Origin of the sequence: Shimia sp. (assembly GCF_041624275.1) — a bacterium.
In the GTDB taxonomy this organism is placed as follows: domain Bacteria; phylum Pseudomonadota; class Alphaproteobacteria; order Rhodobacterales; family Rhodobacteraceae; genus Shimia.
Genome location: NZ_JBFJVE010000139.1, coordinates 1 through 8,747, shown reverse-complemented (window position 1 = coordinate 8,747; position 8,747 = coordinate 1). Strand labels below are relative to the sequence as shown.

Sequence of the window (8,747 nt, the reverse complement as noted above, 5' to 3'; positions counted from 1 at the left end):
TTGACCACGATCACCCGGTCGCCGACCTGTGCGTCATGGGCGATGTGGCAGCCGGCCATGAACAGCCCGTCGTCGCCCACCCGGGTCTCGCCGCCGCCGCCGGCGGTGCCGGTGTTCATCGTCACATGCTCGCGGATGCGGTTGCGCTTGCCGATCTCGAGCCGCGTCGCCTCGCCCTTGAACTTGAGATCCTGCGGGATCTCTCCGATCACCGCGAAGGGGAAGATCACCGTGCCTTCGCCGATGCTGGTGTTGCCGGTCACCACCACATGCGACTTCAGCACCACGTCGGGGCCCAGTGTCACCTCGGGGCCGACGGCACAGAAGGGACCGACCTCGGCGCCGGGCGCGATCACCGCGCCCTCTTCGATCACCGCGCTGGGATGGACCCGCGCCGCGCTGGAAATCGCCATGCGACTTACTCCTTGGGCAGATCCATCATCGCGGTGAACTCGCATTCACAGGCCATCTCGCCCTCGACCGTGGCCACGCCCGAGAACTTCCAGACCTTGCCGCCCGGCTTGCCGCGCACGGTCTGCACCTTCATCGACAGCACGTCGCCCGGCACCACCATGCGGCGGAACTTGCATTTGTCGATCGACATGAAATAGACCAAGAGATCGCGGTCGGCCATGTCCATGGCGACACCGACCATCACCGCGGCGGTCTGCGCCAGGGCCTCGGCAATGGTGACCCCGGGCATGATCGGCTTGCCGGGGAAATGGCCCTGAAAATGGGGCTCGTTCATGGTCACGTTCTTGATGCCGGTCGCCGACTGGTAGCCGTCGATATCCACCACCTTGTCGACCAGAAGGAACGGGTAGCGATGCGGAATGATGCGCTGGATCAGCTGGATGTCGGCGCTTTGCAGAGTGTCGGTCATCGGGACCTCCCGGTTTTGGTTGTCTCAGGCGTTCCGGCGGGGGCCGGCACGCGTCGCGGATAGCCCTAGCAAGGCCGCCCGCAATGGGCAAGCGCAAGGCTCACGGGTCGCTGCCCGAGCGGGCTCCGTCGCCGACCACGCGGTCCAGTTCCTCGATCGCCTGACCGGTGATGTCGATCATGTCGAGCGAGAAGAACACCGACCGGCGTTCGAGGATCACGTCGGCGCCGGTCTCCTGCAACAGCCGCGCCAGCACCGGCCCCGCCACCTTCAGGAACTCGGCCTGCTCGCGTTCGCGCCGCTCGCCGATCGCCCGCGCCTTGGTGTCCTGTGCCTTGCGGATCTCGTCGACGCGGGCGTCGAAAGCATCGGCCACGGCCCGGAAATCTTCGGGGCTCATGGTCTTGCGCATGTCGGTCAGGCGCTTTTCCTCGGCCGTCAGGTCGGATTCGATCTTGCGGTTCTCGGCCAGCAGCACCGAGCGCTCGGCCTCGATTTCGCGCGCCACCCGCTGGCCGAAGGCCGAGTCGGCAAACAGGCGCTCGGATTCGATGGTCAGCACCGGGCTGCGCGGCCCGGCCTCCTGCGCCGCCACGGTTCCCGCCGTCAAGACGATCAGAAGGCAGGCGCGCAGCAGGCGAAACAGGGGCCGCAGCATGGCGATCAGAAGGTCGCCGAGATCGTGAAGTCGAAATTGCGCTCCTGATCGAAGGCCTCTTTCTTCAGCGCCTTGGAGAAGTTGAAGCGCAGGGGGCCGATCGGACCTTCCCAGAACAGCGAGAAGCCGATCACGTGGCGCAGGCTCATGTCCTCGTAGATCACGTTGGCCGAGCTCTGATCGAGACCCCAGACCGAGCCGATGTCATAGAACACGCCGCCGCTGAGCCCGTATTCCTCGGGCAGTCCGAGGGGGAATTCGGCTTCGAAGCGGGCAACGGCGAAATAGGTGCCGCCAAGCGCGTCGTCCTGCACACCGCCGGCCTGATATTCACGCGGCCCCAGTCCGAAGGGTTCGAACCCGCGCATCTGCGTCGAATCGAGGAAAAACCTGTCCGGCACCCGGCTGTCACGGTTCGGCGAATAAAGCGCGCCGCCCTCGAGCGAGGCCCGCAGCGTCACGTCCTCTTGGAAGATCGCGGTTTCGGCGACGGCCTTGGCCGAGGTCTGCACGTATTCGTAATCACCCCCGAGGCCGCCGAAGTCCTGCGACAGCTCGAGCAGCACGCCGCTTTTGGGGTCGAGCCCGGTCTTGCGGGTATCGAACCTGTAGGAATAGCCAAGCGCGCTTTTCCACAGGTCGCCGCGGGCGACCTCGGCGTCAAGCAGCGAGCCTGCGACCGCCAGGGTCGGGTCGATGTTCAGCTCGGACATATTGGCGGTATAGCGCAGCTCGAGACGGCCATATTCGCTGATCGGGAAGGCCAGCGAGGGGCGGAATTCTCCGACCGTGTCGGTCCAGCGCACGGAATCGGGCTCGGTTTCCACATAGCGCAGCACGAAGCCGGCCCTCAGATCCTGCCCGAGAAAGGCCGGCTCGTAGAAGGTGAAGCCGTAATCGGCCAGTTCCGAGGCCGTCGAGAACGACAGGTTCAGCCGCTGGCCGCGTCCAAGGAAGTTGTTTTCCGAGAAGGACACCACGAGACCGAAGCCGAGGTCCGAGGAAAAGCTGCCGCCGAAGCGCAGCGATCCGGTGGGCGCCTCGGTGACTTCGACGTCGACGATCACCTTGTCGGGGGCATTGCCTTCACGCGCATTGACATTGGCGGTCTCGAAGAAGCCAAGGGCGCGGATGCGCTCGGCGCTCTCGCGGATCTCGCGCGGGTTGAAGGGGTCGCCCTCGACGATGCGGAACTGCTGGCGCACGACACGGTCCAGCGTGGTGGTGTTGCCCTCGATGTCGATCCGCTCGACAAAGACGCGGGGGCCGCGCACCATGGCGAATTCCACGTCCAGCGTCAGCGTGCGTTCGTTGCGGGTGATCCGGGGATCGACCCGCACGAAATCATGCCCGTCGATCAGGGCCAGCCGCTCCAGCCTTGCGATCGAGTTCTCGACCAGAAGCGGCGAATAGACCACGCCCGCGCGGACCTTCAGCGCCTCGAGATACTCGGTGGCGTCGATGCCCTCGACCTCGCTGGTGACGCTGATTTCGCCAAAGGTGAACTGCTGGCCTTCCTCGACGTTGAAGGTGACGAAATAGCCGTCACGCTCGCGCGAGAGTTCGGCGTTGACCCCGGTGGTGCGGAAATCGACATAGCCGCGCGACAGGTAGAAATCGCGCAGCACCTGCTTGTCGAACTCGATCCGGTCGGCGACGAAAGTGTCGCGCTTGATAAAGCGGCGCAGCAGGCCGGCCTGCTTGGAGCCGACGACCCGGCGCAGGCGGTTGTCGGAATAGTTCTTGTTGCCGACGAAACTGATGCGCTCGACCTCGGTCATGCCGCCTTCGAAGATCTCGAAGATCAGGTCGGCGCGGTTGTCGCTGCGACGGATGATGCGCGGGGTCACGCGGGCCGCCATGCGCCCCGACTGGGCATAGGCTTCGGCGATCAGCGCCGCGTCGCGCTCGGCGACCGCGGGGTTCAGCACCCGCCGGGGGGCCGATTCCACCAGCGCTTCCAGCGCCTCGTCCTTGAGCCGTTCATTGCCTTCGAAGCTGACGACGTTGATCGTCGGGAACTCGACCACCGAGATGGTCAGCCGGCTGCCGCTGGGCAGCAGTTCGGCGCTTTCGAACAGGCCGCTGTCGAGAATCCGCTGATAGGCGCCGTTGAGCTGCCCCGCCGAGACCTCCTGCCCGGTGGCGATTCCCGCGTAGGTCAGGATGGCGGTGGATTCGATGCGCTGGTTGCCTTTGACGCTGATCGAAGAGAAAGTGTACTGCTGGGCATTGGCGGGGCTGGCAAGCGCCAGGAAAACCGCTGAAATCAAAAGGGAAAAACCCAGAACCAGTTGCTGAACCCTCGTCGCGCCAAGCGCCCGAGCCCGCGATACAGCCTTCAATTGATTGGTCATTTCCCAATTCCTGCCAGACATCCCATTGGCCAAGTGACTAACGGGATTGCAGCGGGATGTCAAAATGCCAAACCATCGCGCGACGGGTTTGCCCGCCGCTGTGTCGGCCCTGCCCCTTGGCGGCAACGCTTGCGGCCCGTCCGTCATGTCGACTGGGCGGGCCGCGAATTAGAAAACCGGCGGGAAATGTTCAGAAAAGACCGAGCGATCCGATATAGGCTGCGGTCAGCAGCCCGATCAGGATGGCCGCCGGAAACAGGAAGCGATCCTGGTTCACCTCGACCAGAAGGCTGAGAGCCCGGTATCCTTGTTCGATCGTCTGCATCGGTCCAATCCGTTCATTTCGTCGCGTGGCCCAAGACTGCCCGCGAATTGGGGCAGCAATGGGGCAACAAGATGAAAGCATCGCGACAGCGTCGGGGCCGGTGTCAGGGATGGCTTCGGGGATGGCGTCAGGGGCAGAACAGGTCGTTGGTAAGCCCGAAGGTCATCAGGCTGAGAACGATCACCAGACCGGCGGTCATCAAGACCCGCACCACCGCATCATTGGGCGGCCGGCCGGCCAATGCCTCGTAGGCGAGGAACACCAGATGGCCGCCGTCCAGCATCGGGATCGGGAACAGGTTGAGCATGCCGATCGCCGCCGACAGCACGGCGATGAACCAGATGAAGCTCTGCGCCCCCTGGCTGGCCATGGCGCCCGAGGTCTGGGCAATGCCCACCGGCCCCGAGAGGTTGCAGGTCGAAATCGCCCCGGTGACCATGTGATAGAGCCCCGAGACCGAACCCTTGATGATGACCCCGGTCTGGGCCAGACCGCCCCAAAGGGCGGCCCCTACCCCCGGCGTTTCGGTGGCCGGCTCGAAGGCCAGCCCGCCGCCGATGCCGATGCGCCAGAAGGTCTTGAAGCCGCCCTCGGGCTGCGGTTCGTCGGCCCGGCGCGGGGTCAAGGCAAAGTCAAGCTCCTGCCCGTCGCGCCACACCGTCAGCAGCAGGGGCTTGCCGGCGCCGCTTTCCACCGCTTCTTTCAGTTCCGAAAAACCGGTGATCGCGCGGCCGTCGATCGCGGTGATGACGTCGCCGATCTCCATGCCGATCTCATAGGCCGCCGAACGCGGCGCCAGGTGCAGCACCAACGGCGGATAGAGATAGGGGCCGGTGACCGTCAGCCGGTCGCCGCCCCGCAGCACCCCATAGTCCAGCGGCTGCACCAGCGGGATGCCGTCGACAAAGCTCTCGAAGGCCTTCGGATCGGCGAACCCGGGGTTGGCCAAACCGGCAATCGAGGTGATCTCGTCGCCGGTCTGCAACCCATAGGAGGCCGGCGGCAGGCTGTGCATCTTGCCCACTGTCAGGCTGTCGCCGACTTCGCCGCGCGACAGGAACACGGCGGCGAAGACCAGGGTCGAGAGGATGAAATTGAACAGCGGCCCGGCGGCGATGGTCGCCGCCCGCGCCCAAAGCGGCGCGCCGTGCATGGTCTGGCGGCGCTCGCGCTCGGACATGGCCGACATCGCCTCGCCGTCCTTGCCCGAGGCGGCATTGGCGTCGCCCTTGAATTTCACGTAGCCGCCAAGGGGGATCGCCGCGATCTGCCATTTGGTGCCATGGCGGTCATGGCGCGACCACAGCACCGGCCCGAAGCCGAGCGAGAAGACATCGGCGCCGATCCCCGACCAGCGCCCGACGATATAATGCCCGTATTCATGAATCGCCACGATGATCGACAGCGCCACGACAAAGGCGATGACGACCCAGAACGTGTTTCCGAATCCGGAAATCAGGCTGAAAATATCCAAGATGCTCTCTCTTTTTTCGCTTACTGACGCGCGGCCATGACCTGATCGGCCACCTGACGTGCGATTTGGTCGGTCCGGCGCACCGTATCAAGGGTCATCTCGCCATTGATGAGCCCGTTCTCGCCCCAGAGACGGTCGAGAACCTCCTCCACCACCTCGGACATGGCAAGAAAGCCGATCCGCCCCTCGAGGAACCCGTCAAGGGCGCGTTCCTTGGCGGCGTTGAACACCGCGCCGCTGAGCCCGCCGGTCCGCATCACCTCATGCGCCAGGCGCAGCGCCGGGTAGCGCACCGGGTCCGGGTCGCGGAAGGTGAGCTGGCCGATGCGTGCCAGATCCAGCCGCTCGACCGGCAGCGGGCGGCGTTCCGGCCAGTGCAGCGCATAGCCGATGGCATGGCGCATGTCCGCCGGGCCGACATGGGCCATCAGCGCGCCGTCGCGATAGCCGACCAGCGCATGGATCATCGATTCCGGGTGCACCAGAACCTCGATCATCTCATGCGGGCAGCCGAAGAACTCTTTGGTTTCGATGACCTCGAGCGCCTTGTTGAACATGCTGGCACTGTCGATGGTGATCCGTTGGCCCATGTTCCAGTTGGGATGCGACGAGGCCTGCGCCGGGGTGGCATGGGCCATGTCCTCGAGGCTCCAGTCGCGGAAGGCGCCGCCGCTGGCGGTGATGATGATGCGTTCAACGGCGTCGAAATCCTCGCCGACGAGCCCCTGGAAGATCGCCGAATGCTCGCTGTCCACCGGCAGGATGCGGGCCGCGTGGCGCGCCGCGGTGCCCATGATCAGCGCCCCGGCCGTGACCAGCGATTCCTTGTTGGCCAGAGCCAGCGTCGCCCCCTGTTGCAGCGCCGCCAGCCCCGGCGCCAGCCCCGCCGCGCCGACGATCGCCGACATCACCCAGTCGGCCGGCCGGCTGGCGGCCTCGGTCAGCGCCGCCGTTCCCGCCGCCGCCGCGACTCCGCTGCCCCTCAGCGCGGCGCGCAGATCGCCAAGCAGTTCTTCATGCGCGGTGACCGCGATCTCGGCCCCCAGCCGCCGCGCATCGACCGCCAGCTGGGCGATGTTGCGGCCGCCGCTCAGCGCCACCACCTGATAGCTTTCGGGGGCGCGGGCGATCAGGTCGATGGTGTTCTGCCCGATCGAACCGGTGGCGCCAAAGATCGAGACCCGGCGCATCAGGACCACGCCGGCAGGCCAAGCACGGCCCCCACCAGCAGCACGAAGAGCGCCGCGCCCATCATCGCGTCGAAACGGTCAAGCAGCCCGCCGTGACCGGGGATCAGATTGGAACTGTCCTTGACCCCGCAGCGCCGCTTGATGGCGCTTTCGGCGGCATCGCCCATCTGCGACAGGAAGGAGGTCAGCACGCTGAGCAGGATCAGCGGTGCACCGCCAAGGGCCGCGCCGACACAGGCGGCGGCGATCCAGCCGGCGACGATCCCCGACCAGGTCTTCTTGGGGCTCACCTTTGGCCAGAATTTCGGCCCGCCGACGACCCGGCCGACGAAATAGCCGGCGACATCGGTGGCGACCACCACCCCGGCGAGCCAGATCAGCCACTGAACACCGCGCATGTCACGCAGCACGATCAGCCCGAAACAGGCCAGCAGCAGCGCCGCCGCATAGGCGACAAAGACCAGACGGCCGCGCGCGACCTGCGAGGCCCCGACCACCGCCGGCGCCAGCAGCACCGGCAGCACTGCCTGTCCCGGCAGCAGCGCGGTGGCATAGATCGCGGCGGCGGACAGCAGGCCCAGCGGCACCGGGATCGCGGCCCGACCGGGCGCCATCATCCGCGCCAGTTCCCAGATCATGCCGCCGCCGACCAGCGCCACCAATGCCCGGAACCAGAGCCCCCCGGCCCAGACCGCGCCGACCCCGACCACCAGCATCACCACCGCCGACAGCACCCGCGGCAGAAGATCGGCCCAGCGGCCGCCCGCGGCGCTCATGCCTTGACCCCGCCATAGCGGCGCTCGCGCCCGGCATAGGCCGAGACCAGATCGTGAAACTCGGCGGCGGTGAAATCCGGCCACAGGGTTTCGATGAATTCATATTCGGCATAGGCCGACTGCCAGAGCAGGAAATTCGAGATCCGCGCCTCGCCCGAGGTGCGGATCACCAGATCGGGATCGGGCAGCACATGGGTGTCGAGATAGCGCGGCAGGGTCTCTTCGTCGACCTTCTCGGGGTCAAGCCGGCCGCTGGCGACATCACGCGCCAGCCGCTGGGTGGCGCGCGCCACCTCGTCGCGCCCGCCATAGTTCAGCGCGATGGTCAGGTTGGTGCCGGTGCATTGCGCGGTCAGTTCCTCGGCCTCGTCCATCAGCCCGCTGAGCTTCTTGTCCAGTTTCACCCGGTCGCCGATGAAGCGCACCCGCACGTTCTGGCGCACGAAATCCTGCATTTCCTTCAGGATGTAGCGGCGGAACAGGCTCATCAACCCGGCAACCTCGATCTGGGTGCGTTTCCAGTTCTCGGTCGAAAAGGCAAAGATCGTCAGGTAGTCGACGCCGTTTTCCGGGCAGGCCTCGACGATCTCGCGCACCCGGCGGGCGCCTGCGTGATGGCCGAACAGCCGCGGCCCGCCGCGGGCCTGCGCCCAGCGGCCGTTGCCATCCATGATGATCGCCACGTGCCGGGGGCCATCGCGACGTGTCTTGTCTGAACTCACCTCGGAGCCCCCTTTCCGTCGGTCCTCAGACCTGCATGATCTCGGCCTGCTTGTTCTCAAGGGCGGCGTCGACATTCTTGATGAACTTGTCGGTCAGGTCCTGAACCTCGGATTCCCAGAACTTCTGGTCGTCTTCGCCCAGCCCGTCGGCCTTGGCCTTCTTGATCGAATCCATGCCGTCGCGGCGCACGTTGCGCACCGCCACGCGAGCGTGTTCGGCATATTGCGCCGCGACCCGGGCCAGCTCGGTGCGGCGTTCCTCGTTGAGCTCGGGGATCGGCAGCATCACGATGGTGCCGTTGGTCTGCGGGTTGATGCCGAGACCGGAATTCATGATCGCCTTTTCCACCGCCGAGACCAGC

The 8,747-nt window shown here is 66.0% G+C and carries 9 protein-coding genes and 1 pseudogene; all 10 read right to left on the bottom strand.

Annotation, left to right across the window (positions count from 1 at the left end; all coding sequences use genetic code 11):
• Positions 1-413 (bottom strand): annotated as a pseudogene (locus ABZD10_RS11175) (acyl-[acyl-carrier-protein]--UDP-N-acetylglucosamine O-acyltransferase); the annotation flags it as partial.
• Between the two features lie 5 nt (positions 414-418).
• Positions 419-883: a 3-hydroxyacyl-ACP dehydratase FabZ gene (gene fabZ, locus ABZD10_RS11170; RefSeq protein ID WP_372886547.1), complete on the bottom strand. Its 465-nt coding sequence runs from the start codon at positions 881-883 to the stop codon at positions 419-421.
• Positions 884-983: 100 nt separating this feature from the next.
• Positions 984-1,541 carry an OmpH family outer membrane protein gene (locus ABZD10_RS11165; RefSeq protein ID WP_372886545.1) on the bottom strand — a complete coding sequence of 186 codons (558 nt, stop codon included), beginning with the start codon at positions 1,539-1,541 and terminating at the stop codon, positions 984-986.
• A gap of 5 nt (positions 1,542-1,546) precedes the next feature.
• On the bottom strand, positions 1,547-3,898 hold the full coding sequence (gene bamA / locus ABZD10_RS11160) for an outer membrane protein assembly factor BamA (protein WP_372886543.1): 2,352 nt from the start codon (positions 3,896-3,898) through the stop codon (positions 1,547-1,549).
• Between the two features lie 190 nt (positions 3,899-4,088).
• Complete coding sequence (locus ABZD10_RS11155) at positions 4,089-4,223, bottom strand: hypothetical protein (RefSeq protein ID WP_372886541.1); 135 nt, start codon at positions 4,221-4,223, stop codon at positions 4,089-4,091.
• A gap of 127 nt (positions 4,224-4,350) precedes the next feature.
• Positions 4,351-5,697: an RIP metalloprotease RseP gene (rseP, locus tag ABZD10_RS11150; RefSeq protein WP_372886538.1), complete on the bottom strand. Its 1,347-nt coding sequence runs from the start codon at positions 5,695-5,697 to the stop codon at positions 4,351-4,353.
• 20 nt (positions 5,698-5,717) lie between these two features.
• Positions 5,718-6,887, bottom strand: coding sequence for a 1-deoxy-D-xylulose-5-phosphate reductoisomerase (gene dxr / locus ABZD10_RS11145; protein ID WP_372886549.1), 1,170 nt, complete (start codon positions 6,885-6,887; stop codon positions 5,718-5,720).
• A complete protein-coding gene (locus ABZD10_RS11140; RefSeq protein ID WP_372886536.1) occupies positions 6,887-7,663 on the bottom strand; it encodes a phosphatidate cytidylyltransferase in 777 nt (258 codons plus the stop codon). Before ABZD10_RS11140 ends, dxr begins: the two co-directional genes overlap by 1 nt.
• Positions 7,660-8,385, bottom strand: a complete 726-nt coding sequence (locus ABZD10_RS11135; protein WP_372886534.1) for an isoprenyl transferase — start codon at positions 8,383-8,385, stop codon at positions 7,660-7,662. Before ABZD10_RS11135 ends, ABZD10_RS11140 begins: the two co-directional genes overlap by 4 nt.
• 25 nt (positions 8,386-8,410) lie before the next feature.
• Positions 8,411-8,747, bottom strand: a 337-nt coding sequence (locus ABZD10_RS11130; protein WP_372886532.1) for a ribosome-recycling factor, incomplete at its 5' end; no start/stop codon positions are given.

What these genes read in the sequence shown, in the direction of transcription:
- fabZ (WP_372886547.1), bottom strand. Translation starts at nt 883, where the DNA reads ATGACCGACACTCTGCAAAGCGCCGACATCCAGCTGATCCAGCGCATC.
- bamA (WP_372886543.1), bottom strand. Translation starts at nt 3,898, where the DNA reads ATGACCAATCAATTGAAGGCTGTATCGCGGGCTCGGGCGCTTGGCGCG.
- dxr (WP_372886549.1), bottom strand. Translation starts at nt 6,887, where the DNA reads ATGCGCCGGGTCTCGATCTTTGGCGCCACCGGTTCGATCGGGCAGAAC.
- ABZD10_RS11140 (WP_372886536.1), bottom strand. Translation starts at nt 7,663, where the DNA reads ATGAGCGCCGCGGGCGGCCGCTGGGCCGATCTTCTGCCGCGGGTGCTG.
- ABZD10_RS11155 (WP_372886541.1), bottom strand. Translation starts at nt 4,223, where the DNA reads ATGCAGACGATCGAACAAGGATACCGGGCTCTCAGCCTTCTGGTCGAG.
- ABZD10_RS11165 (WP_372886545.1), bottom strand. Translation starts at nt 1,541, where the DNA reads ATGCTGCGGCCCCTGTTTCGCCTGCTGCGCGCCTGCCTTCTGATCGTC.